General features: G+C 48.1%; 23 protein-coding genes and 1 riboswitch. Of the genes, 6 read left to right on the top strand and 17 right to left on the bottom strand.

The features are described from left to right. Positions 1 to 242: 242 nt before the first annotated feature. A riboswitch (TPP riboswitch) is annotated at positions 243 to 347 on the bottom strand. A gap of 73 nt (positions 348 to 420) precedes the next feature. The 7 genes from AC0YNZ_RS29145 to moaA all read right to left on the bottom strand — a co-directional run bounded on the left by AC0YNZ_RS29145 (position 421) and on the right by moaA (position 8,278). Next, entirely contained in the window at positions 421 to 1,578 is a 1,158-nt protein-coding gene (locus tag AC0YNZ_RS29145) for a glycosyltransferase family 4 protein (RefSeq protein ID WP_475829887.1), read from the bottom strand. An 81-nt stretch (positions 1,579 to 1,659) separates the two neighbouring features. Then, complete coding sequence (gene ytvI, locus AC0YNZ_RS29140) at positions 1,660 to 2,691, bottom strand: sporulation integral membrane protein YtvI (protein WP_475829886.1); 1,032 nt, start codon at positions 2,689 to 2,691, stop codon at positions 1,660 to 1,662. A gap of 76 nt (positions 2,692 to 2,767) precedes the next feature. Continuing rightward, on the bottom strand, positions 2,768 to 3,907 hold the full coding sequence (gene yfkAB / locus AC0YNZ_RS29135) for a radical SAM/CxCxxxxC motif protein YfkAB (protein WP_475829885.1): 1,140 nt from the start codon (positions 3,905 to 3,907) through the stop codon (positions 2,768 to 2,770). Between the two features lie 134 nt (positions 3,908 to 4,041). Continuing rightward, the gene (locus AC0YNZ_RS29130; RefSeq protein WP_475829884.1) at positions 4,042 to 5,160 is read right to left on the bottom strand and encodes an HD-GYP domain-containing protein; all 1,119 of its coding nucleotides are present in this window, start codon (positions 5,158 to 5,160) and stop codon (positions 4,042 to 4,044) included. Between the two features lie 148 nt (positions 5,161 to 5,308). Continuing rightward, on the bottom strand, positions 5,309 to 6,757 hold the full coding sequence (locus tag AC0YNZ_RS29125; RefSeq protein ID WP_475829883.1) for a bifunctional metallophosphatase/5'-nucleotidase: 1,449 nt from the start codon (positions 6,755 to 6,757) through the stop codon (positions 5,309 to 5,311). A gap of 42 nt (positions 6,758 to 6,799) precedes the next feature. Further along, the gene (locus AC0YNZ_RS29120; RefSeq protein WP_475829882.1) at positions 6,800 to 7,267 is read right to left on the bottom strand and encodes a hypothetical protein; all 468 of its coding nucleotides are present in this window, start codon (positions 7,265 to 7,267) and stop codon (positions 6,800 to 6,802) included. 9 nt (positions 7,268 to 7,276) lie between these two features. After that, a complete protein-coding gene (gene moaA, locus AC0YNZ_RS29115) occupies positions 7,277 to 8,278 on the bottom strand; it encodes a GTP 3',8-cyclase MoaA (protein ID WP_475829881.1) in 1,002 nt (333 codons plus the stop codon). A 101-nt stretch (positions 8,279 to 8,379) separates the two neighbouring features. Between moaA and AC0YNZ_RS29110 the strand changes: the two genes are divergently transcribed. Then, positions 8,380 to 9,114: a molybdenum cofactor biosynthesis protein gene (locus AC0YNZ_RS29110; RefSeq protein ID WP_475829880.1), complete on the top strand. Its 735-nt coding sequence runs from the start codon at positions 8,380 to 8,382 to the stop codon at positions 9,112 to 9,114. 32 nt (positions 9,115 to 9,146) lie between these two features. On the opposite strand, the gene AC0YNZ_RS29105 is transcribed toward AC0YNZ_RS29110, so the two are convergent. Beyond that, positions 9,147 to 9,359 (bottom strand): hypothetical protein, encoded by a 213-nt coding sequence (locus tag AC0YNZ_RS29105; protein ID WP_475829879.1) that lies wholly within the window; start codon positions 9,357 to 9,359, stop codon positions 9,147 to 9,149. A gap of 214 nt (positions 9,360 to 9,573) precedes the next feature. On the opposite strand from AC0YNZ_RS29105, the gene AC0YNZ_RS29100 reads away from it, so the two are divergent. Then, positions 9,574 to 10,629 (top strand): HD domain-containing phosphohydrolase, encoded by a 1,056-nt coding sequence (locus AC0YNZ_RS29100; RefSeq protein WP_475829878.1) that lies wholly within the window; start codon positions 9,574 to 9,576, stop codon positions 10,627 to 10,629. Positions 10,630 to 10,764: 135 nt separating this feature from the next. Here AC0YNZ_RS29100 and sufB read toward each other — a convergent pair whose 3' ends face one another. From sufB to AC0YNZ_RS29070, 6 genes are all read right to left on the bottom strand, one after another. Further along, a complete protein-coding gene (sufB, locus tag AC0YNZ_RS29095; RefSeq protein ID WP_110772454.1) occupies positions 10,765 to 12,162 on the bottom strand; it encodes a Fe-S cluster assembly protein SufB in 1,398 nt (465 codons plus the stop codon). Between the two features lie 28 nt (positions 12,163 to 12,190). Then, positions 12,191 to 12,622, bottom strand: coding sequence for a Fe-S cluster assembly sulfur transfer protein SufU (gene sufU, locus AC0YNZ_RS29090; protein ID WP_110772455.1), 432 nt, complete (start codon positions 12,620 to 12,622; stop codon positions 12,191 to 12,193). Continuing rightward, on the bottom strand, positions 12,609 to 13,835 hold the full coding sequence (locus AC0YNZ_RS29085) for a cysteine desulfurase (RefSeq protein WP_475829877.1): 1,227 nt from the start codon (positions 13,833 to 13,835) through the stop codon (positions 12,609 to 12,611). Before AC0YNZ_RS29085 ends, sufU begins: the two co-directional genes overlap by 14 nt. Beyond that, on the bottom strand, positions 13,832 to 15,139 hold the full coding sequence (gene sufD, locus AC0YNZ_RS29080) for a Fe-S cluster assembly protein SufD (RefSeq protein WP_475829876.1): 1,308 nt from the start codon (positions 15,137 to 15,139) through the stop codon (positions 13,832 to 13,834). The genes AC0YNZ_RS29085 and sufD overlap by 4 nt, the downstream gene beginning before the upstream one ends. A 21-nt stretch (positions 15,140 to 15,160) precedes the next feature. Then, positions 15,161 to 15,940: a Fe-S cluster assembly ATPase SufC gene (sufC, locus tag AC0YNZ_RS29075; RefSeq protein WP_110772458.1), complete on the bottom strand. Its 780-nt coding sequence runs from the start codon at positions 15,938 to 15,940 to the stop codon at positions 15,161 to 15,163. A gap of 276 nt (positions 15,941 to 16,216) precedes the next feature. Continuing rightward, a complete protein-coding gene (locus tag AC0YNZ_RS29070; protein WP_475829875.1) occupies positions 16,217 to 16,798 on the bottom strand; it encodes a DUF1802 family protein in 582 nt (193 codons plus the stop codon). Positions 16,799 to 16,941: 143 nt separating this feature from the next. On the opposite strand from AC0YNZ_RS29070, the gene mtnK reads away from it, so the two are divergent. Both mtnK and mtnA read left to right on the top strand, forming a co-directional pair. Beyond that, positions 16,942 to 18,153, top strand: a complete 1,212-nt coding sequence (mtnK, locus tag AC0YNZ_RS29065) for an S-methyl-5-thioribose kinase (protein ID WP_475829874.1) — start codon at positions 16,942 to 16,944, stop codon at positions 18,151 to 18,153. 24 nt (positions 18,154 to 18,177) lie between these two features. Beyond that, entirely contained in the window at positions 18,178 to 19,230 is a 1,053-nt protein-coding gene (gene mtnA, locus AC0YNZ_RS29060; RefSeq protein WP_475829873.1) for an S-methyl-5-thioribose-1-phosphate isomerase, read from the top strand. Positions 19,231 to 19,312: 82 nt separating this feature from the next. Here mtnA and AC0YNZ_RS29055 read toward each other — a convergent pair whose 3' ends face one another. Then, positions 19,313 to 19,618 (bottom strand): DUF1805 domain-containing protein, encoded by a 306-nt coding sequence (locus tag AC0YNZ_RS29055; protein WP_110772462.1) that lies wholly within the window; start codon positions 19,616 to 19,618, stop codon positions 19,313 to 19,315. 162 nt (positions 19,619 to 19,780) lie between these two features. Between AC0YNZ_RS29055 and AC0YNZ_RS29050 the strand changes: the two genes are divergently transcribed. Beyond that, complete coding sequence (locus tag AC0YNZ_RS29050; RefSeq protein WP_475829872.1) at positions 19,781 to 20,254, top strand: hypothetical protein; 474 nt, start codon at positions 19,781 to 19,783, stop codon at positions 20,252 to 20,254. A 58-nt stretch (positions 20,255 to 20,312) separates the two neighbouring features. Here AC0YNZ_RS29050 and AC0YNZ_RS29045 read toward each other — a convergent pair whose 3' ends face one another. Both AC0YNZ_RS29045 and AC0YNZ_RS29040 read right to left on the bottom strand, forming a co-directional pair. After that, positions 20,313 to 22,217 (bottom strand): putative bifunctional diguanylate cyclase/phosphodiesterase, encoded by a 1,905-nt coding sequence (locus tag AC0YNZ_RS29045; protein ID WP_475829871.1) that lies wholly within the window; start codon positions 22,215 to 22,217, stop codon positions 20,313 to 20,315. 165 nt (positions 22,218 to 22,382) lie between these two features. Further along, the gene (locus tag AC0YNZ_RS29040) at positions 22,383 to 22,757 is read right to left on the bottom strand and encodes a DUF423 domain-containing protein (protein ID WP_475829870.1); all 375 of its coding nucleotides are present in this window, start codon (positions 22,755 to 22,757) and stop codon (positions 22,383 to 22,385) included. A 64-nt stretch (positions 22,758 to 22,821) separates the two neighbouring features. On the opposite strand from AC0YNZ_RS29040, the gene AC0YNZ_RS29035 reads away from it, so the two are divergent. After that, positions 22,822 to 23,322, top strand: coding sequence for a hypothetical protein (locus tag AC0YNZ_RS29035; RefSeq protein WP_475829869.1), 501 nt, complete (start codon positions 22,822 to 22,824; stop codon positions 23,320 to 23,322). Positions 23,323 to 23,356: the final 34 nt, after the last annotated feature.

The following is a 23,356-nucleotide window of genomic DNA, read 5'->3' as shown; positions in this document are numbered from 1 at the left end:
TTATAAGAAAGTTTAAAGCACCGCTGTAATACACTGCATGAGTGGTGCATGCACTGCAATCGCTGGAGCGTGTAGTCTTATATAACAAAAAAACCGCTCCAGCGAAGGAGCGGTCGAAGTGTGTCGTCAGGCGCATGTCATCTGGCCGGGGTTTCCCTCCGGATAGATGAGGCTTCAAAAGTCATGCTTATTTCAGCTGACGTTTCAGCTGAATTCGGCAGAGCTCTCACGCGCAATTGCATAAACGCACAATCCCACTTTCCTACGCTGGCATAACCCAGATCAGGTTCAAAGGGACCAAAGCGAATCGCTTTATCTCAGCCGTGACGGCGCCCCTAGTGGATTTCCTTGTTTGACTATAACGTTTAGAGATGAGGGATGTCAACCCTTTATTACCATCAGCCGGAAAAACAGGTCCCGCTAAAGACCGCTTTCCTTCATCAGCTTCACCCAACGATCTGCCGTATGCCGCCATGTGAACGTCTGCTCGACCCGCTCGCGGCTATTCCTGCCGAGCTTCTGCCGCAGCTGCTTATCACGCAGAAGCAAATCCAGCTTTTCCTTCAGCTCCGATTCAACCTTAGCCGGATTAACCAAATAGCCGGTTATGCCGTTACGGATAATTTCCTTCATTCCGCCTGCTCGCGTCGCTACAACAGGTACGCCGCAGGACATCGCCTCCACATTAACGAGGCCAAACGCCTCGCGCTGCCCGGACGGAACGACCGCTACGTCAGCAACGAGCATCCAGCCCGGCACCTCGGTATGCGGCACATAAGGCACAAAACGAACATGGCCCGGGCTTTTGCGTCCCAGCTTTTCGAGCTTGCGGACATAGGCTGTTTTGCGATGCGAACCGTAAAACGGGCTGCCTACGATTACGACGACAAGATTGGGATTGCTTTTGGCAAGCTGCGGCACGATTTTCAGCAAATGGTGAACGCCCTTAAGCGGGATGAGCCGTCCCATGAACAGCACTACCTTTTTGCCGCTCAAGCCCCTTTTTTTACGCAGCTTCTCCCTTTTTGCTGCACCTTCAGCGGAATACTGCGACGGGAATCGAGCGATTTCGACCCCAGGATAAATCACTCGCAGATTAGACGCAACCTCTGGCGCTTTAGACATAATGATCCGCCTAAGAAACTCGCTATTTACAATGATTTTATCCGCTGCCTGCAGGCACTTATGGAGATGGGCGGGCGATATATACTTGGGGGATATAAAAGTTGATGAATGCAAATAAAGCCAGACACGTTTGCCTGGGTTCATTCGCTTCATCGTCAGCACAAATTGCGGGCGATTCTCGACGTCAATGACGTGAGGAGAAAACTGCCGCACCGCCTGTCCTACATTCTGAATATATCGCTCTATGCTGCCGGTTGGAAACCGTTCGCAGAATACACCGTTAAACGATCCCCGACGGGGCAGCCGCTTACTTAATTTTCCGAAAATACGCGGTTCTGCGTAAGGTTTCAGCAGCGGAGCAAACTTCTCTATTACACGCTCTACGGAGCTGCTTCCTGATGATGGAATCGGGAAAGAGCCCGGCGTCACAATCGCCATTTTGATTGGTGCCATCTACTCGGATGCCTCCTACATGATCTGCTATTTTGCAGTATCATACGCGAAGGGAAATGACTTTGACACGGCCTTGCAAGCTTACAGCTTGAATTTCATCTGGAATAATCCGGCCTTACGTGCCGCCATATATATAATAACGACCAGCGGCCCGATGAATACACCTATTACGCCAACCAGCTTGAAGCCTACATATAAGCTTATGAGTGCTGACAAAGAGCCGATACCAACGGAATCGCCGAGAATTTTCGGCTCAACGATGCGACGGAATACGGTAATGACGAGAAACAGCACGATAAGCCCGACGCCCACATATAAGTTACCTGTAAGCATCAAATAGCCTCCCCACGGTACTAGCACAGAGCCTGTTCCAAGAATCGGCATAATATCAACGATAATAATAAGCAGCGCGATCGCCAGCGGATATTTCACGTTAAGCACCAGCAGGCCAATTAAAGAAATGATATATGTAAGGGCACTCAAAATGAATTGCGAACGCAAAAAGCCGAAAATCGATTTCTTGAGATTGTTCAGCAAATCATTGACCTGCGGCTGCGACTTCTCCTCAAACAATGACAATACGGTAGTCTTCATCGTATTCAGGCTAAAGTTCATCATGTAGACCGCTACCAAAAAGACGATAAAGAAGATGAACATCCCTGGAATGCTTGAGGCGAGGGTAATGACCGTGTTCGATAAGGTGCCCACCATTTTAGTCAGCGCGCTCGTTAGACCCATTAACCAATTTTCCAGCGTTTGAATCGCATCGGGCGGGAAATTTTGATATAGCGATTGCGCCTGAAGCATAAGATCGTCAACCAAGTTATTGGCATTTTCGAAGTAGTTCGGCACTTTTTTGAAGAAGGCGATCAGCTCAGCCACAACTTTGACGCCAAGCAAGGCGATTAAGCCAATAAGAATAATTGTGAAGAGGCTGCTTGATATGGTGGCCGCCATTAGCCGATTCATTTGGAACTTCTTCATGAAAAGCTGGTTAAGCGGCTCTAGAGATATAGCTACAACAAGCGCAAGCAGGAATGGGGCCCCGACCGTAAAAAACAAGTAGAGCAGCAGTAATCCTAATGCGATAAAGATGATTGTCTTGATAGACAACAGCTTCTCCTCCTCTCTAATAGTTTATATGCGCTTTATTCCGCTATTAAGCCTGAACCTACCGCTTACCGTCACACTAATCAAGCATCGCGTTCCGCTCATGGAAATTAACGTCCTTGTAGTACATATCTTTTACCAGCAGGTTCGGTCCGCAGCATGCCGCGGCCGGGCAATGGCAATTCACGCTTTGCGCGAGAGAATGGTCCAGCCATTTATCGAATAAATCCTCCAGCTTAGACGAACTGATGTTGCCGAAAGCCGGTACGTCCGAAAAATCCGTTACAAAAACGTCACCTGTAAACAAATTAACGTTTAACCGGTTGCGGCCGTCAGGATCATTTCGAACCGACACATTCGGCTCATTCGTTAATCTTCTTAGCAGCATACGCTCGGATAGATTATCGCTGCATTGGTAGAAGGGCAATGTTCCGAACAGCATCCATACCGATTTGTCTCTTGCCTGAAGCAAACGATTGATAGCCTCAAGCATTTGTTCCCGCGAGAGCACCGGCAAATCCTTCGCGAAGGAGCTTGGATACATCGGATGCACCTCATGCCGCAGACAGCCCATTTCAACGATCAGCTTATGAATCTCATCGATCTTGTCATGCGTTCTGTAATTGATCATGGACTCCGCAGAAACAAGTACGCCAGTTTCGCTTAAGCGACGCGCATTCTCGATCATTCTCTCGTAAAGCTTGGTCGCCGCTTCAAGGGACACATGATGTCCTGCTTTCGCAAATCCGATTTGGTGAAAATCTTCCGGCGACGTATAGTTAAACGAAATATGCATGACGTCGAGATACGGGGCCAGCTGCTCATAACGGCTATAAGGGAGTGTCACGTTCGAATTAATTTGCGAGCGAATGCCCCGGCTGCGGGCGTATTGAAGCAGCGGTACCATATAGTCGCGCACCGTTCGATCGGAGAAGGAGGGCTCCCCCCCTGTTATGCTGATCGTCTCGAGATGCTCCACTTCATCCAGTCGGTCCAGCATCTGCTTAAGCGGCAGCTTGGCAGGTTCGGCTATTACGAGTGTGTCCCCAACCGCGCAATGCTCGCAACGCATATTGCACTGGTTGGAAACAGTCATTTCCACGCTTGTCAGACGATGTCTTCCATATTTCTGCAGCGAACGAATCGGATCCCACGGATCATTCGCCTTCGATAATTCGGATAACGGCCTTCTAGTTTGTTGCAAATCTATTGTATTCATTTTTTTCAGCACCTGACTTATTATCTGGAATGAAACATTCTTTATTTATTGTAATGCGCGGCTGCAAAGTAAGCAAATAAATCGACAAAAAAAGAGCAAAAAGGAGCCTCATCGGCTCCCAAGCTTAACATTTGTTAAATGCCCGCTGCATGCTGCACTTCATTAGAGTCTTCATTCACGCTGACGATCATCGTCGTAAGGTGCTTCGACAAGTCAATTTCATAAGGCGATTTAAGCGCCTCGCCCGCTTCATTGTACAAGATGCGGATAATCGGCCTATGCGGATAGGAGTGATTTAGGTCCGCTACAATACCCGATTCTCCCGTATGCAGCTTAACCGTTATCCCGATTGGATAAATAGCTACCTTGTCGCGGAACAGCTGAAGCATCTTTTGCTCATACAGCGTTCCTGTCCCTGCATACAGCCGCTCAATCGCATGATGCGGCAGTATTGGCGCGCTATAGACACGGTTTGTCGTCATCGCGTCGTACGAATCCACTAGACCGATCCACTTGGCATAATCATGAATCTCATTGCCTTTAATACCGCGCGGATAGCCGCTTCCGTCAATTCGCTCATGATGCTGGAATGCGCAGTGAGCTACCAGCAGCGGCAGGTTAGGCTCATCCTTCAGCAGCTCGTAGCCGATTCTGGCATGCTGCTTCATCGCTTCGTATTCCTCTTTCGTGAGAGAGCCGGGCTTCCTCAGCACATCGGTCGCAATTTGCGTTTTGCCGATATCATGCAGAAGCGCACCCATGCCGAGCGTTGTCAGTTCCTCTCTCGAGTAGCCGTTCGACATGCCGAGCAGCGTCGTGTAGACGCAGACGTTCAAGGAATGCTGGTACAAATAATAATCGACGGAGCTCATGTCCATCAGCATGATCATCGCATCCTGATGATTGGACAGATCATCGATGATCATATTCATCATTTGCTTAAATGGTTGAGCGATATAAGGATAGGTAACTCCCTTCTTACGCTTCGGGCGATCCATCATCCCGCGGAAACTGGTTCGTATTTCTTTGAGAGCGGCCTGCGTCGTTTCTTCGCTTATTAAGGAAGGCCGGACAATATCGTCTGTTCTCGGATCTGCTATATAAACATATTGAATCCCGCACTGCTCCAAACGAGAAATAAGACGTTCCGTAAGCTCTATGTTTTCGCCAAGAAGGACGAGGCCCTCCTGAGAAAATATTTTTTTGGCCAGCTTCATACCCGGCCTGCATCCCGCTATTGGCAACAAACGCATTTTCTCGATCCTTCCCATAAAAAGATGTATTAACAATTACATCGGAAAAAGCCGTTCGTAATGTTAATGTACGGGAAAAATGAGGAAATCGCAACCATTTTATACTATTTTTTTCGACAATAATCGTCGAGAAAATACATATTCTTCGTTATATCGACTCATTATGCCATCGCAATTGACGGCATTCGATAAGAGCTGACGCACTTTGGAGCTGAGCAGCGATGACGTCCCGAATAAATTCCGGCAAATAAAACTTTAATTGAACCGCGTTCGCTAACGACTCATAACCCGCTTTGAAGCTGAACATATCGATCGTGCCAAGCTTATACAGCCGTTCATCTTCAAGCGGGGCTCCGTTGACGGATACCGCGATGAGCCTGCTCATCGGAGGCCTTGATGCGTCATAGGAAACGGACAAGCCGTCAACCGCAAGAGTACCGAGCACTTCACCGCGAAAGCCGTAGCCTTTAATCGGCTTGTGAATGAATTCAGGCAGCAGCGCTTGCTCCAGCGCTGTCCTTATATCGGTGCCGGAAATGGTCATCAGGCACGGATTGATCGGCGACGGACAGAGGGCGTGCAATTCGCCGGCTGTCACGTTTCCCTGCGGGAGGCCGCCGAGCAGCTGACCCGTGTTGACGATGCCGATCTCAGCATCGGTCCAGCGGCGCAGGCCAGCGGCCAGCAGGTTGCCCAGCGGCGATTCCCGCTCGGCTCTGGCGGGCAGCGGCGCAGCGAGCCGGGCGATGATCCGGCTCAGACGCCGCTGTCCCGCCTCGCGATAGCTGTCGATTATGGCGGCAGCCCCAGGATGCTCCGCCATTGCGGCCGTAGGGACGCAAACAGCGCGGAACACAGGGCGTGCAGAAATCGGATCAATCCCGATCTCTACACGCCCGATGTACTCGCCGAATTTTCCGGCTGCGCAAATTGTCGTGCTGCCGATAACAATCGGCTCCTCCAGCAAATGATGGGTGTGCGCCCCCAGGATGAGATCGATACCCTCCAGCTTCTCGGCCATCAGACGATCCGAAGATAGGCCAAGGTGCGACATGACGATCAATACATCGACATAATCTCGCAGCTGAGCTGCCTGCGCTTGTACCGCTTCAAAGGGATCCGTAACCCGCCAGCCAAGCAGCGAATAAAATTCCGAGAAGGCCGCCGTAACGCCGATGATCCCGATCCGCAGTCCATTTTTATCAATAATAGTGCTTGGGAGCATCCACTCGGGCAGCTCCCCTGTTGCGGAATCATGCATATTGGCGCACACAACCGCGAAATTTGCGCGATTAACGTATGCATCCGCTATCGTTCGAAAGGAATAAGTAAGTCCTTCATTATTGCCGAGCGTAATGACTTCATAGCCTGCATCATTCAATAGTTCTACATTTACGATTCCGTCGCTGCCTTCCGTTTCTACCCGCATCCGATCCATATGATCGCCACAGTCTACGGCAAGCACAAGATCGCTGCCGTAGGTCCGCCGCTCCTCTGCGATGAAAGAGGCTATTTTAGCGGCATGCTCCAGACGACTATGTATATCGTTGCTATGAAGGAGCACTACTCGTGTACGAAAGGTGTCAGTCAAATTCATGCACGCCTCCTCATTGCTTCTTCTCAGCGCCGAATAAACACTCTATTTGTTCTTACGCAAATCATCAGCAGAAAATGTATTCTTAAACCCATATGTCGCCTCTTCTTGCTCACTAGCTGCATTGTACCCAATCTTTAGCTTGACGATGCTCTTTACGTTTAAGCATTTGCTGCTTCCGTTAGGCACATAGAGGCGAATCGGCCCCGTTTTCGATAAGGGCTCGCCATTAAGCTGGTACAATACGGCTGCCTGCTCAAGTTGCTCCCATGGAATAGAGGCCTCGAAAGTATCCGCTGCCTCTACGATCAGGTATGAGGGCGTTATGGCCGCCTCTGTCTTGCCGACATGCTGAAGCCATGCCGAATACCAGTTATGCCAATCAAATGCCTCTCCTGCCGTCTCAGGCACTCTATCGTCTATAGGGAAGCTGGATCCAGCCAGCTTCGCCATCTCGGCTGGACTTGTCACGGACAAGCCCAGCTCAAAATGCTCTATCTTAATTTCTTGCATAGGTAATCGTTAACCCCCAATTTGCGACATGCGCCGCTCCGTAGGCACGTGAGATTGCGCACCATCCGCCAGCTTTGCCGCCATTTCATGATTTTCCGGCTTAATATCCATCGCTTTTAGCAGCAAGCGCTGCATTTCTTCCGGATGGCCGAAGGCATCCTTAACATTCAATTCATCCACCCAATATAGGCAAGGCTTAATCGAGCCATCCGCGGTTAAGCGCAGCCTGTTGCAATTGCTGCAGAAGTGGTCGCTAATCGGGTGAATAAGCCCGAAGGAGCCGCGTCCGCCCTTCATTTGCCAGTCGTCGGAAGGGCCGTTACCGTGTACGTTAGGGCCGCGGGCAATATCGTAACCCTCTTGCTCTGCCACCTCCAATACTCGCGAGAGCGGTAAATAATGCTTTTTCCAGTTTTCATCGGCATGACCGATCGGCATATATTCAATAAACCTGACATGCATCGGCTGCTCGTAAGCCAGCTTAAGAAAGGCGGCAATTTCGTCTTCATTAACTTCCTTCAGCAGCACGCAATTCAGCTTAATCGGATCGAAACCTACGGCCGCAGCCGCCTCGATCCCTTCCATCACCCGCTTTAATTCGCCGCGCCGCGCGATAAAACGGAATCTGGCGGAATCTAACGTATCTAAGCTGATATTAACGCGGTTCAATCCAGCTGCACGAAGCGCCTCGGCTTGCTTGGCCAGAAAAATACCGTTTGTCGTTAATGCTATATCTCGAATGCCAGGAATGGCAGATAATCGGCTAATTAAACCGTCTAAGTTTGGACGTATCAGCGGCTCGCCGCCCGTAATGCGCAGCTTCGTAATGCCAAGCGCAGCACCCGCTTCAACAACCTCCACGATTTGATCATAGGATAATAAATTTTCAGATTCTGTGAACTCCATTCCTTCTTCAGGCATGCAGTACAAGCATCGTAAATTACAACGATCCGTTACTGAGATTCGCAAGTAATCGTGTACCCGACCAAAACGATCCATCAACGTCGGCATGAGTCCCACTCCCTTCTGTCTATGTATCAGCATAACATTTTTTTGCGATTTATGATATTCTATAAACAGCTTTAAGCCTAAATGATGAGAGGTTTTATACCATGACATGTAATTGGTCTATTAAACTTTTTGCCGGATTGCCCGAACGTCTGGGTGTTTCTTCCATAAATCTTCGAGCCGATACCGGACAAATGAGCGTTTCCGAGCTAAAAGCAGTTATTTCAGCCGAATATCCGGAGCATCAATCGTTAATCCAAATATCATTCATCGCTCGCAACCATGCTTATGCGGCCGATGATGCGATTTTGCACGCTTCAGATGAGCTTGCTCTGCTTCCTCCTGTATCAGGCGGAGAGGAGCAGGCTCAGCCAGTCAAAGAGCCTTTCGAGCGCTATATCGTTACTTCCGATGTCATTTGTTCAGATGATGTGCTTGCAAAGGTAATCGTACCAGAGAACGGGGCAGCGATCGCTTTCGTCGGGACAACGCGCGAATGGACGCATGGACAGCGTACGGTGAGGCTGGAATATGAAGCCTATGCGCCAATGGCTGTTGCGACAATGCGGCAAATTGGTGATGAAATCGCCGAGCGCTGGCAAGGCGCCTTATGTGCCATCAGCCACCGGATTGGCGTAGTAGGTCTTGCCGAGACAAGTGTCGTTATTGCGGTATCCTCGCCGCACCGGGACCGCTGCTACGAGGCAAGCAGATATGCCATCGAACGGCTTAAACAAATCGTGCCCATATGGAAGAAAGAAATTTGGGAGGACGGCTCGGAGTGGAAAGGGCATCAACTTGGGCCGTGGAACCCGACCGAGCAGTTAACCGAATTTTAAAACTGATAGCCGGCAGTCAGCGTCAGACCCTTCTAGCCCAGCTCGCTATGCTGGACAAATCCGTTTCGCACCGGTTGGGAAGAAAGGGCAGCTGCTGCTTCCCGGGTGCCGCGCGCTGGCGTCATCTCACCCATCGCAGACGTTGTCAGCTTCGTACAAGCTGCAGCGGCAATCAAACTGCTCTGCTCTCCGGCTGCTGGAAGGTGCTGCAACGCACACTGTTTCAGGCCGACCGATGCAATCATTCCAGACTTCCCGTTCAATTCACCTTGACCTTTGACCTATTCAGCGATAGTCACGATATCATACAAAATACGGATCAATTAACAAAAGCAAGATCGATTTATGCTAAAATATTAGGTAATTAGTCTCTTTTCTAATATCCTCTTATTGCCAATCCAATCATTCATTGCTACTATTGTAGTTATATTAGTGACTACAATCAATTGAGGTGTCTTGATGAGGGTTCATGTTTCAGATTTAATCAACGGAGACCGATTAAGCCATGATACGTTTAACAATTTCGGGCTTCATGTACTCTCCAAAGGAACAATCGTCTACAGCCAAGAAATATCAAGATTATTTCAGCATCAAATTGATTATGTTGATATCGACGAACGAGTTAACGAAGATAATAAAGCCCCGACGCTTGAAACTACAGTAAATCCAAAATGGCTCCCTACCGTGCAGCCCATATACGAAAACGCTGTCAAAAACATCGAGGGATTGTTTACCAAAGCTCTTCATCAAGGAAAAGTGGACGAGGAAGAAGTAACTTCCATGATTCAGCCTTTGTTGAACAATCTACAACTGGAACGCGATGTCGTATCGATGCTCCTTTTGCTCAACACAAATGACGAGTACACCTATCAGCATTCCGTACAGGTAGGCATGCTCTCCTATTATCTCGCCACCTGGGTCGGATATTCCAGTGAAGAAGCCGTACATATTGGCAAAGCCGGTTTTCTCCACGATATCGGTAAATGCCGCATCCATGAGAGTATCATAAACAAGCCCGGTAAGCTTACCGAAGATGAATACGAGGAAGTTAAGAAGCATACCCTTTACGGGCATGAAATTATTTCAAACTCATTCGATGATCCGTTCATTGCAATTGGGGCGCTTCAGCACCATGAACGAAATAACGGTTCGGGATATCCTTACGGTCTTACCGGCGATGAAATCCATCCTTTCTCCAAAATCATATCTGTAGCGGATATTTACAGTGCGATGATCTCAGAGCGGGTTTATCAGCAGAAACGCGACTTGCTGTTTGTATTGAAGGAATTATACCGTCTAAGCTTCAAGGAGCTTGATCCTTTCACGACTCAGACGTTTATCAAGCATATGATCCCTAATTTCATTGGCAAACGGGTCGAACTTGTAAATGGCGGGATTGGAATTATTATTATGACGCATCCAACCGAATTTTTCCGTCCGCTCATCCAAATTGACTCCCAATTCATCGACATGTCCATTGAGCGCGATTACGAAATCCGGCATGTCTATCTATAACCAGCACCAGTCTGAACCCTCCGTACCGATCCTCGATCGCTGCTGAGGGTTATTTTTTCTGATCTGGCTGTGAAAAAAAAGGCCTTGTATGCAGCGATATTACTCGCTGCATACAAGGCCTTGCTGCTGTTCGTATTAACCGATGGAGCCTTCCATCTCAAATTTGATCAAACGGTTCATCTCTACCGCGTATTCCATCGGCAGCTCTTTCGTGAACGGTTCGATAAAGCCCATAACGATCATTTGCGTTGCTTCCGCTTCGCTAAGACCACGGCTCATCAGGTAGAACAACTGATCCTCGGAAACCTTGGATACCGTTGCTTCATGCTCAAGCGTGATGTTGTCATTAAAAATCTCGTTGTAAGGAATCGTATCCGAAGTCGATTCATTATCGAGGATGAGCGTATCACATTTCACGTTCGATTTCGCGCCGTCGGAGTTACGTCCGAAGGATGTAAGTCCGCGGTACGTTACTTTACCGCCGTGTTTACTGATCGACTTCGAAATGATCGTCGAGCTAGTGTCAGGAGCTAGATGTGTCATTTTCGCGCCTGCATCCTGATGCTGGCCTTTACCGGCAACGGCAATCGACAATACCATACCTTTCGCGCCGCGGCCGCGCAATACGACTGCCGGGTACTTCATCGTCAGCTTGGAGCCGATGTTTCCGTCTACCCACTCCATCGTTGCGTTCTCATCCGCAACCGCACGTTTTGTAACGAGGTTGTAAATGTTCGGTGCCCAGTTTTGAATCGTCGTGTAACGAACGCGCGCATTTTTCTTAGCCAAAATCTCAACTACCGCGCTGTGCAGCGAGTTTGTGCTGTATACCGGTGCCGTACAGCCTTCAACATAGTGAACGGAGCTGTCTTCGTCAGCGATGATAAGCGTACGCTCGAATTGACCCATGTTCTCGGAGTTGATACGGAAATAGGCTTGCAGCGGAACTTCGCATTTCACGCCCTTAGGCACATAGATGAAGCTTCCGCCCGACCATACCGCACTGTTCAAAGCTGCAAATTTATTGTCGTTAGGAGGGATAATGGTCCCGAAATATTCTTTCATAAGCTCAGGGTACTCGCGAAGCGCTGTATCGGTATCCGTAAAGATAACGCCTTGCTTCTCCAGGTCCTCCTGCATGCTGTGGTAAACGACCTCGGACTCGTATTGAGCCGATACGCCGGCAAGAAACTTTTGCTCAGCTTCTGGAATACCCAGCTTGTCGAACGTTTCTTTAATTTCGGAAGGAACCTCTTCCCACGTCTTACCTTGCTTGTCGGACGCACGCACATAATATTGGATATCCTCAAAATCAAGCTCATCCATATTGCCGCCCCATTTAGGCATTGGCATTTTGAAAAACTGCTCAAGCGACTTCAAGCGGAAATCAAGCATCCACTGCGGCTCGTTTTTAATTTCCGAAATCGTACGCACGACTTCTTCCGTTAATCCTTTGCCTGATTCGAAAACGGCTTTGTGCTCGTCACGGAAACCATACTTATAATCTTCCATTTCCGGCATTGATTTAGCCATGGTCATTCACGCTCCTCATAAATCTGGTTTAATGTGATTCTTGCTGCTGCTCGATCCCTTTGCGCAAGGCGTTCCACGCTAGAGTCGCACATTTAATTCTTGCAGGAAATTTGTTCACGCCCGAAAGTGCATCCAATTCCTCGTATTCATCAAATTCGACGGGATCGCCTTTCATTAAAGCTGAAAATTTCTCAGCCATAGCCAGCGCCTCATCAAATGTTTTTCCTTTAACCGCCTCTGTCATCATCGATGCAGAGCTCATGCTGATTGAGCAGCCTTCACCGCTGAATTTCGCATCGGTAACTTTGCCCTCAACAACTTGAAGCTGAAGTGAAATACGGTCGCCACAGGTCGGATTATTAAGATTGATCGTCACCGACTCTTCATTCATGGTGCCGCGATTCCGCGGGTTTTTATAATGATCCATAATGACTCTGCGATATAAATCATCCAATTGCATGACCGAAGAACTCCTTTGTTTGTAGTAACGCATCGGCTAAGCGGTCAATGTCATCTTCAGTATTATACAAATAAAAGCTTGCTCTTGCCGTTGCCGATACATTCAGCCATCGCATAAGCGGCTGGCAGCAATGATGACCTGCCCGGATCGCGATGCCTTTGGAATCAAGAACGGTTGCTACATCATGCGGATGAACGTCCTCCAAATTGAAGGTTACGAGACCAACACGATTTTGCTTTGGACCGTACAAGGTAATGCCATCAAGCGATGACAGCTTCTCGTATGCATAGGCTGCCAATTGTCTCTCATGCCGATCAATTTCATCAAGTCCGATTTCTTGCAAAAAGTCAATCGCCGCCCCAAGTCCAACAGCGCCCGCAATAATAGGAGTGCCGCCCTCGAAGCGATAAGGAATCTCTTTCCACGTGGACTCATAAAGATCAACAAAATCGATCATCTCGCCGCCATACTCGATCGGCTCCATCTTGTTAAGCAGTGATTTCTTGCCGTATAATGCGCCGATGCCTGTAGGACCACACATTTTATGACCGGAAAAAGCATAAAAATCAACGTCCAAATCCTGCAGATCGATTTTCATATGCGGCGTGCTTTGCGCGCCGTCAACAACCATGATTGCGCCGTTGCGGTGAGCAATTTGCGTAATTTCTTTGATGGGATTAATGAGACCGAGAACGTTTGAGACATAGGTGACAGAAACCACCTTCGTTTGCGGCGTAATCGTCTTCTCAATATCTTCAAGAGAAATCGTGCCGTCCGGCTGCATCGGAATATATTTCAAGGTTGCGCCTGTCGCTTTTGCCGCTTGCTGCCAAGGGATCAAATTACTGTGATGCTCCATTGGCGTGATGACGATCTCGTCGCCTTCTCCGCAATTCGAGCGTGCATAACTCGATGCAACCAGATTGAGCGCCGTCGTTGTGCCGCGCGTAAATATAATTTGCTCCGGCGCACCTGCATTTAGCAATTTCGCTACCTTCTCGCGCGCTCCCTCATAGGCATCAGTCGCCCTGGAACCAAGTGTATGCACACCGCGATGAACGTTCGCGTTATCCAGCTCATAGTACCGATTAACCGCATCAATGACGGAGCGCGGCTTCTGCGAAGATGCCGCGCTGTCCAGATAAACAAGCGGATGCCCGTTTATATCTTGATGCAATATCGGGAACTGCTCCCGTATCGCATTTATGTTCATCCCTCTAGCTTCCTTTCGAGCAAACGCTGAAGCTGCCCGCGTACCGCCTCGACCGGAATTTCCGATACGACCGGAGCCAAAAAGCCGTAAATAATTAAACGTTCAGCGTCCTGCTTAGATATACCGCGTGACATCAGGTAATAAACCTGCTCCGGGTTAACTTGCCCTACGCTTGCCGCATGACCGGCAGTTACATCGTCTTCATCTATAAGCAAAATCGGATTGGCGTCGCCGCGCGCCTTAGGGCTCAGCATGAGCACCTTTTCGGTTTGTACGCCGTTTGCTTTCGTTGCGCCATGTTCGATTTTTGTAATACCGTTAATAATCGCCGAAGCTGAATCCTTCATTACGGCACGGGTTACCATGTTGCTGTCCGAGCTTTTGCCAAAATGCACAGCTTGTGTTGTCAAGCTGTTTTGCTGCGTGTTTTTGCCTACGCTGATAACCTTCGTATCCGATGTGGAGCCCGATCCCTTCAGAATCGATTTCGTGTCGGACAACGTATTTCCGTCATTCAGATCGCCGATAATCCATTCCATTTGGCCGTCGTTTTCAATAATTGCGCGGCGGATCGACATATCGACGCCCGTTTCAGCCATATGATGTATAGAGCTGAAACGCACGTGAGCGCCCGGCTTCACGAATACTTCAACGATGGATGGATGTACGAACGGACCATTGCCTGCGCCCGGTTCCGATACGACGCAATCCACATATGTCACACGGCTATTATTGTCCGCAACGATAAGGATATGCGGAGCAAACGTCGCTTCTGCATCATCATTGTAGAAAATAGCTTGCAGCGGAAGCTCTACTTCAACATTTTTTGGAACGTAGACGAAAACTCCGCCGTTCCAGATTGCTGCATGAAGGGCCGTCAGCTTGTCCTCGTCCTTCGCTACAGCTTTGAACAAATAGTTCTGGACAAGCTCGCCATGCTGCTTGCAAGCTGTCTCCATATCTGTAAAAATTACGCCTTTACTTGCATATTCGCTTGAAAACTGATTCCAAATGATGCCGGAATTACGTTGTACAAGCAAATTCTCCGTTCCTTCTGTAACCAATTCGCGAACGACCGCTGGCAGATCGCCGATTGCTCCAACCGTTGTCGGCTGCTCGTAGTTCCCTACTGCAGTCAGATTCCACCGTTCAATACGAACCTTCTCTGGCTTTGGCCAGCCGAGTGTTCCGGCAAGGTCAGCCGCTTCTCCGCGCAATTCAACGAGCCAGTCCGGTTCGCCTTTGCTGCGTGCCAGCGCTTCAGCAGCTTGACGGTTGGCCTGCGTCGATAGTTGTGTACTCATCCGTTATGCCCCCTTCTCCGCTTAAGCCTGGCCGACCGTTTCATCTACGATGCCAAGTTCTTCTTTTACCCAGTCATAACCTTCGTTTTCCAAACGCTCTGCAAGCTCAGGACCGCCGGATTTAACGATGCGGCCTTGCATCATAACGTGAACGAAATCCGGAGTGATGTAGTTAAGCAAACGTTGATAGTGAGTGATAATAAGGAAACCGCGATCTTCGGAACGCATAGCGTTTACGCCTTGCGATACGATGCGGAGCGCATCGATGTCGAGACCCGAATCGATTTCGTCCAAAACAACGATTTTTGGATCAAGCAGCATCATTTGCAAAATTTCATTACGTTTTTTCTCGCCGCCGGAGAAGCCTTCATTCAAATAACGGTGCGCAAACTCAGGATTCATTTCAAGATCCTTCATCTTGCTCTCCATTTGACGGATAAACTTAATGAGGGAAATTTCGTTGCCTTCGCCGCGGCGAGCGTTAAGCGCGCTGCGCAAGAAGTCGGAGTTTGTTACGCCTGGAATCTCGCTTGGATATTGCATAGCCAGAAACAAACCAGCAAGCGCGCGCTCGTCTACGCCCATTTCTAGAATGTCCTCGCCGTCGAGTACTGCTGTGCCTTCCGTTACTTCATATTTAGGATGTCCCATCAAAGCGGATGCCAGTGTCGATTTACCGGTACCGTTCGGGCCCATGATCGCGTGAATTTCTCCACCTTTAATTTCAAGGTTAATTCCTTTTAAAATCTCTTTTCCCTCAATTGCCGCTTTCAGGCCATCGATGACAAAATGCGTTGCCATAATATGCTGATCCCTCCAAGGTTGGTTTAAGTCGTTCATCACATCTATATAGATTAGCCTAAATAATTATAGAGTGATTCTCATTGATTCTCAATAATCATTTTAATATAGTTTTTGTTATAAATCAATGCAGGATGTCTCTGTTTCGCTGAATATGTACTTTTGTTGAGTATAAGAATGCGTAAATTTGAGCTCTCTACACATCTTATACTTCACAGCGAAATGAGAATTTGCTGCCTTAGGCTTGTATAAGCCTTTCGAACTTGCAAATTTCGGCTATGCCAGAGCCTGCTTAATTTTCTGAACTTCCATTTGAAACTTTTCCTCTTCCAGTACGGGAGTCTTTTCGGGAACGGAAAACTCATCTTCCAGTCTTACCCAAGATTTGCATCCGTTATAAGCGGGACGCATAGGTAATTCTATCGGCGACGTTAAACGGAACACTCGAAGAACCAATACATGAAGCGGCTTCGTCCGCTTCCAGCGCAATCTTTCCTCGGCAAACGTATCTGTCCATATATGCAAATCACGCAGACGGTCCAGCGTTTCCTGGTCGGTTACTTCAATATCTTCGACAACCTCAGCGTATGATTCAAGCTTAATCGTCTCCATATTTGGCGACCAATCTGCAAGCGTCTCATCCAGTTCACTTTCATACTGCTCTTTTAAAAGATGCTTTTTCTGATGTTCATAAGCGGGCATTAAATAAAAGGTTGGGCTTATAAGCTGAAAATCACGTGTTTCTTCAATTATTCCGCCTTTGCGCATAATGATAATTTGCTGTCCCTCTGCGAGTGCTTTTACGCTGACCGCCCACTCTTTCAAAGCGATTGGCTGCTGTTCATTTTCTTTAGTCATCAAGCTTCCTCCATCCATTTTGTCTATAATTGATAACATTATATCAAATGAGGGTATTCCAAGGCGAAATAATATACATTATACTATGTTGAGATGAATACTGGGCATTGCTGCCCGATACTATGAACCGGAGGTGGACAGCCATGTCTGCATATCATCCTTTAACTGAACAAGAAGCCATTCAAATAGCCCTTACGCTTGACGGGTTCTTCCCGGAGGGAGCAACCCTGAGCAGCCGTGAAATCGGCGACGGCAACTTAAACTTGGTTTTCCACATCACAGACTCTGCAAGCGGCAAGAGCCTGATTATGAAGCAAGCATTGCCTTATGCTAAAGTTGTAGGCGAGTCTTGGCCGCTTACGCTCGACCGTGCGCGGATCGAGAGCGAGAAGCTTATTTTGGAGGGCGAGCTCGCGCCTGGACTCGTTCCGGCCGTTTATAAATATGATCCGGACCTTTATCTGACCGTAATGGAGGATCTCAGCGATCACATCATCATGCGGCAAGGACTGATCGGCGGTACGCGCTATCCCAAATTTGCAGACGATATTTCAACATTTATTGCCCGCACATTATTTTTCACCTCCGATCTCGGAATGAATCAGCAAAATAAAAAGCTTCGCGTAAAAGCTTTTATTAATCCCGAGCTGTGCAAAATAACAGAAGATCTTATTTTTGACGATCCTTATACGAACTCTCCAAATAACAGCTTCGATCCGGCCATCCGTGACGCTGCCGAAGCGCTATGGCAGGATAACGGGCTTCAACTCGAAGTGGCGATACTGCGCGACAAATTTTTGACGAATGCACAAGCTCTGCTTCATGGAGATCTTCATACAGGCAGTGTATTCGTAACGCCTGAATCCACAAAGGTCATAGATCCTGAATTTGCTTTTTACGGGCCGATCGGCTTCGATATCGGTGCTGTTATCGCGAATCTGCTCCTTAACTTTGCCGGCCAGGAGCACTGGACGCCGGATGCGGACAAGCGCAGCGATTTCCGCCGTTATTTAACGGATACTGTGCGCGATGTGTGGAACTTGTTCGATCAGAAATTCCGTGCTTTGTGGAATGAGCATGGGATAGACCGCATAGCTACTTCAACGCCGGGCTATCAGGATTATTACATGAATCGCTTGCTGCAGGATGCTATCGGTTTTGCAGGCTGCAAAATCGTCCGCCGAATCGTCGGCCTGTCGCATGTCGTAGACATTGACCGCATTCCGGATGCGGCTGCCCGCGAAAGAGCGCAGCGCCTGGCGCTCGCTATTGGAACATCGCTTATTCGCAATAACCGTAAGGCGAATTCCATCGAGGAAGTCATCGATACTGCCTTATCGGCTGTTAGTAATTGATTGAAGACAGAAAGGAATGACATCATGACAACTAATTATGCTGGCTTACAATCGGTTATTTGGACCGAAGGCAGGCTTGATCTGCTCGACCAACGGCTTTTGCCCGAGGAAATCGTATACTTGCCTTTAACGACGGCAGAGGATGTGTGGGAAGCGATTCGCCATCTGAAGGTCCGCGGAGCGCCGGCAATCGGGATTTCAGCTGCCTATGGGGTAGTGCTCGGCAGCCAAGACGAGCAAACAGCGGAAGAGTGGTTCACTCAAGTAGGCAAACAAGCGGAATACCTCGCTACATCGAGGCCAACTGCCGTCAATTTGTTCTGGGCGCTTGACCGCATGAAAGCAGCCGCTGCTTCCTTCATCCAGCAGGGCATGTCAATTGAAGAGTGCAAGGCTGCTTTGCTGACGGAAGCGATCGCAATTCAAAGCGAAGATGAAGAAACGAACAGACTGATCGGCGAGCATGCACTGTCGCTGTTTAAGGATGACATGGGCGTGCTTACGCATTGTAATGCCGGCGGCTTGGCCACGGCCAAATACGGTACGGCGCTCGCGCCGTTCTACTTAGCTCTGGAGCGCGGAATTACGCTGCGTGTATATGCCGATGAAACGCGTCCTGTCCTTCAAGGAGCCCGGTTGACCGCATTCGAATTGCAGCAGGCTGGCGTCGATGTAACGCTTATTTGCGATAATATGGCCGGCATGATCATGGCCAAAGGCTGGGTCGATGCGGTTATCGTCGGTACCGACCGCGTTTCCGCAAACGGCGATGTCGCTAACAAAATAGGCACATACAGCGTAGCTGTTTTGGCAAAAGCGCACGGCATTCCGTTTTATGTAGCCTGTCCGCTGTCAACGATCGATTTGAACACGCCTACCGGCGCGGAAATCCCGATCGAAGAACGCAATGCGGAAGAGGTTACAGAAGGTTTCGGCAAGCGTACCGCACCGCAAGGCATTAAAGTATACAATCCGGCCTTTGACGTTACGCCTAATGAATATGTAACAGCTATCATCACCGAAAAGGGCATTGTGCAAGCTCCTTACGATGTCAATCTGCGACAGCTATTCGAATAATGGATTGATTTAAGGCCCTAATCAGATGCGCTCGGCTGAGTACCACCGACCGCTAAGCTGATTAGGGCCTTTTTCCGTTCTTTTAGAGCATTAACTGCAGCGCTTCCGAGCCCTTCATGCCTACAACGACGCCCTTTGTCTCCGCTGTTAATGTAACAGACTCCAAAGGGGCTTCCATCAGCTCCTCCAACGTTCTTACTCCAACTGCGCGACCGGCCAATATCTCCCGGTCCTTAAGCCTGCTATTAAGTAGTGAAACATCAAGCGCACCGCACATAATGTATCCTTTGTCCGTCATAATCGCGAGCAAAGTTGTTTTGGGCAGCTTCACTTCAACGCCTAGAACGGTTTCCCCATTCTCAAGTGTAAAAGGAACCATCCGCATCATATAGGATCCACCCCCTTCGTTTTAGTAATAAGAGGCACTGCACCTGCAACATCATTATATGCAAAAAAAATTTTACAGTGTTGGCTAAATGCGCATTTATAGTACTACATGGAAGGCCGATTTAGTGATATATTAGTACTATATTACAAGTTCGGAGGTCCTATGAAAAAACATCCCTCATCCCAAGACCAATCATCTTTTGTTTTCAATATTGAGGTGCTTGTTGAAGGGAAAAACAACGCAGCTGCGCTGGAGCACTTACTGCACAATTTAAACAACTCTAATTTCGTCGATTTTCGCATACTGTCCGGCATCTTGCTTGGAGAGCAAATCGATGAACGAAGAAGCGGCGCAACTTCCGTTCATCCCGTTCCCGTATCCAGCCAGACCGCAAACGCCGCCAAGCCCGCACAGGAGTCCTTAGAAACTTTATGCTATTTTGAAAAAATAAGAACGCTTATGAAAAACAACACCTTAATCCGGCTGATCGTAAATAAAGGACTAGGCATAAAGCTCAGCATACCTTGCAGAATCATTAATGTGGATGAAACCGAAAATTTCATTACGGTTTACCATGTCGATGAGAAGCAAGTATATACGTTCCGGTTAAACGAAATTGAGGACTTTTCTTATTAATGACGATGTAACGTAAAAAACCGTTCTTTCGCTGTCAAAACAGCCAAAGAACGGTTTTTTATATGTAACCAGGGGAAAGCATCTGTTTAATATTTTCACTTGATACGGGAGGACTCCAGAAGTAGCCCTGCATTTCATCGCATTTATGCTTCCGTAAAAACTCCATTTGCCCTTCTGTCTCCACACCCTCTGCTATAACCTGAATGTTCAGATTATGCGCCATTGCAATTATGGCCGCAACGATTTCTGCATCGCTCGGGTCCTGCTGAATATCGCGTACAAAGGAACGGTCGATCTTCAAACGATCGATCGGGAAATTTTTTAAATAATGGAATGAACTATAGCCGGTGCCGAAATCGTCGACGCTAATGTTGACGCCTAATTCCGTTAGATCCAACAAGCAGCGCGATACATGGCTAACATCCATCGTCATCGACTCCGTAATTTCCAAATCCAAATATTTTGCATCCAAACCTGTTTTTTCGAGTACAGCGGATACCTTGCTTGCTAAATCATTTTGGACGAATTGTCTAATGGATAAGTTAACGGATACCGGAATTGACGGAAGACCCGCATTTTGCCATGCTTTGTTTTGGCGGCATGCCTCTTCCAGAACCCAATCGCCAATCTGAACGATCATTCCGCTCTCCTCGGCCAATGGAATAAAGCTGCCTGGCGGAATCATTCCCTTGAGCGGGTGATTCCATCTCACAAGCGCCTCTACGCCAACCATCTTTCCTGAACCCAAATCATATTGCGGTTGATAAAGTAGAATGAACTCCCCCCGCTGAATGGCACGGTACATCTCATGTTGAAGCGTAAGGCGCTCAAGCGATGAGTTGCTCCAGCTCTCCGAATAAAGCAGGCAGTCATTCTTTCCGCTTTCCTTTACCTTTACAAGCGCCATATCGGCTTTCTTGATCAGCGCATAACTGTCATCATGCTCGCTCTTATTCGTGACAGAGCCTATACTTGCTGTAATATGTAAGGGGAAACCGCTTAGCTCATAAGGCTCTTCAATCGACTTGAGGATCTGCTTCGAAAGCTCAAGCAAATGATGATCCGATTCTAAGTTGCAAAACAAAAGGGCGAATTCATCACCTTCCATACGGGCTGCAAAATCATTGTCGGAGAGGTTTCGGTTCAGTCTCTCCGCGACCTGCATTAGAAGAATATCGCCCGATTCACGTCCGAAGGATGTGTTAACCAGCTTAAAGCGGTCCAGATCCAAATAACATATCCCGACGACACGCTCTTCTTCCTTGGCTCTTGCCAGCGTCTCGGTCAGCTTCATTTGAAACAATGTCCTGTTCGGCAAGCCGGTCATATCGTCGTAATAAGCCATGTAGCGGATCCGTTCAACATTCCGTTTCCTATCGCTTAAATCCTGGCTTATTAATAAGGTACCGATGACTTCATCATCTTGAATCATCGGAGAGCAAATGACTTGAAGCTCAAGCGGGAAACCGGAACCATGCGTAATGCTAATGTTCATCTGCTTCGTTTCTCCGAGCAGCGCCTGCTCAAACGTTTCATGCAGCGATTGGCGGCTGGCGGGCTCGACCATTCGTGATATCGGCGCTCCGATAAGCTCAGAGCGGTGATACCCAAGCATGCGGCTCGACGCTTCGTTTATCTCGAGCACTAACCCGCTTCTATCCAATACAGCAAGCGGAACGGCATCCGAGCGAAGCAAGGTTTCAACGATTGCTGTGTGGTAGTTTTGGAAGCTGAAATTCTCATTGCGTTTTATATAAACAATTATTGCGGTTACGAATAACGATGCGGCTATTGCGGCGGCGGTCCATTTGTACATCGAGTTAGAAATCAATAAAAAAGATACAACGATCCAAACCGATGCGAGTGCTGTTAGCAGAACGCTGATGAACAACGATCCGTTCAAAGATTGCTTGAGCGGCTGTCTCTTGCTACTTTCAGGAAAACCATCCATCCGTTTCGTCACGCACAAACGTCCTTCCTCTTTTTCGAGTCAAGTGAGTGTTCATTTTATTATAAACGATGTATCAGTTCCGGTATAGAAATATTTACTAAAGTTATTTATTTTTTTGTTACTTTACAACTTATTCTGCCGCCAACGCAATTTATGACATATTTTTTAACCTGATAATTATGCTTTTTTGAATGCTGCAACGATAATACAGGTCCAGCCTGCAAGAAGTGCCACGCCGCCAAAAGGGGTAATAATACCCAGCTTGCTAACGCCGCTAAGCGAGAGCACATAGAGGCTGCCGCTAAAAAGCACGATTCCCGCAACTATAAGACGTCCTCCGTTTAATGCCAGCTTACTTGCTCCGATTTGCTTGGCGAACAAGGCAATGAGCATAAGTCCCAGGGCACTGTACATATGATATCGAACGCCCGTTTCAAAAATTTCAATGTAATGGTCTGACAAATGCTTCTCCAAACCGTGTGCCCCGAAGGCACCCAGCGCGATCGCAATCGCAGCGTTTATGGCACCAATTGCAAAATATTTTGGAAACATGTGGTTTTCATTCCTTTCAAAATTGTGTATAATTTTACCGTAATTAGTAAAGGAGACGATCTAAATGGATAATGAACCGAGAAATGAGGCCAACAATCTTTCCCCTGATGACCCTTATGCAGCTAGACCGGTCTTCTCAAACGAGCTTGCCGTTCAAGAAGGTCCGAAGAAGCAATCTGGACTAGGCATAGCATCCTTCATCATTGGCTTACTATCAGCCGTATTGCTTATAATTGCTTTCGTCTCAGGCTCCTCATTCGTTGATCAAATCGCAAATACCGACCTGACCATAGCTGACCCGTCAGATACAGCAGCAATTCAAGAATCTATCGAAGCGCTCGGAGAAGAAGTGCTGGTTTCTGTTATGGTGGCCGTTTTCAGCATCTTCGGAGCAGGTCTACTCTCGCTTGTCGGCCTTATATTGGCAATTATCGGCGCATTCTCCAGCAAACGCCGCAAATTGTTCAGCGTTATCGGCATCGTGCTGAACGTTCTCGCTTTTGTAGGCGGTATCGGATTGTTTTTTGCAGGCGCAGCTGCCATTGCTTCTAACGTCGCCGTTTAAACCATAATGTTGAAAGTCTGCTTCGGCCTCAAAT

Source organism: Paenibacillus sp. J2L1-98, from assembly GCF_056269405.1.
Note: the sequence above shows the minus strand (reverse complement) of the source record. Positions and strands in the feature narration are given on the sequence as shown.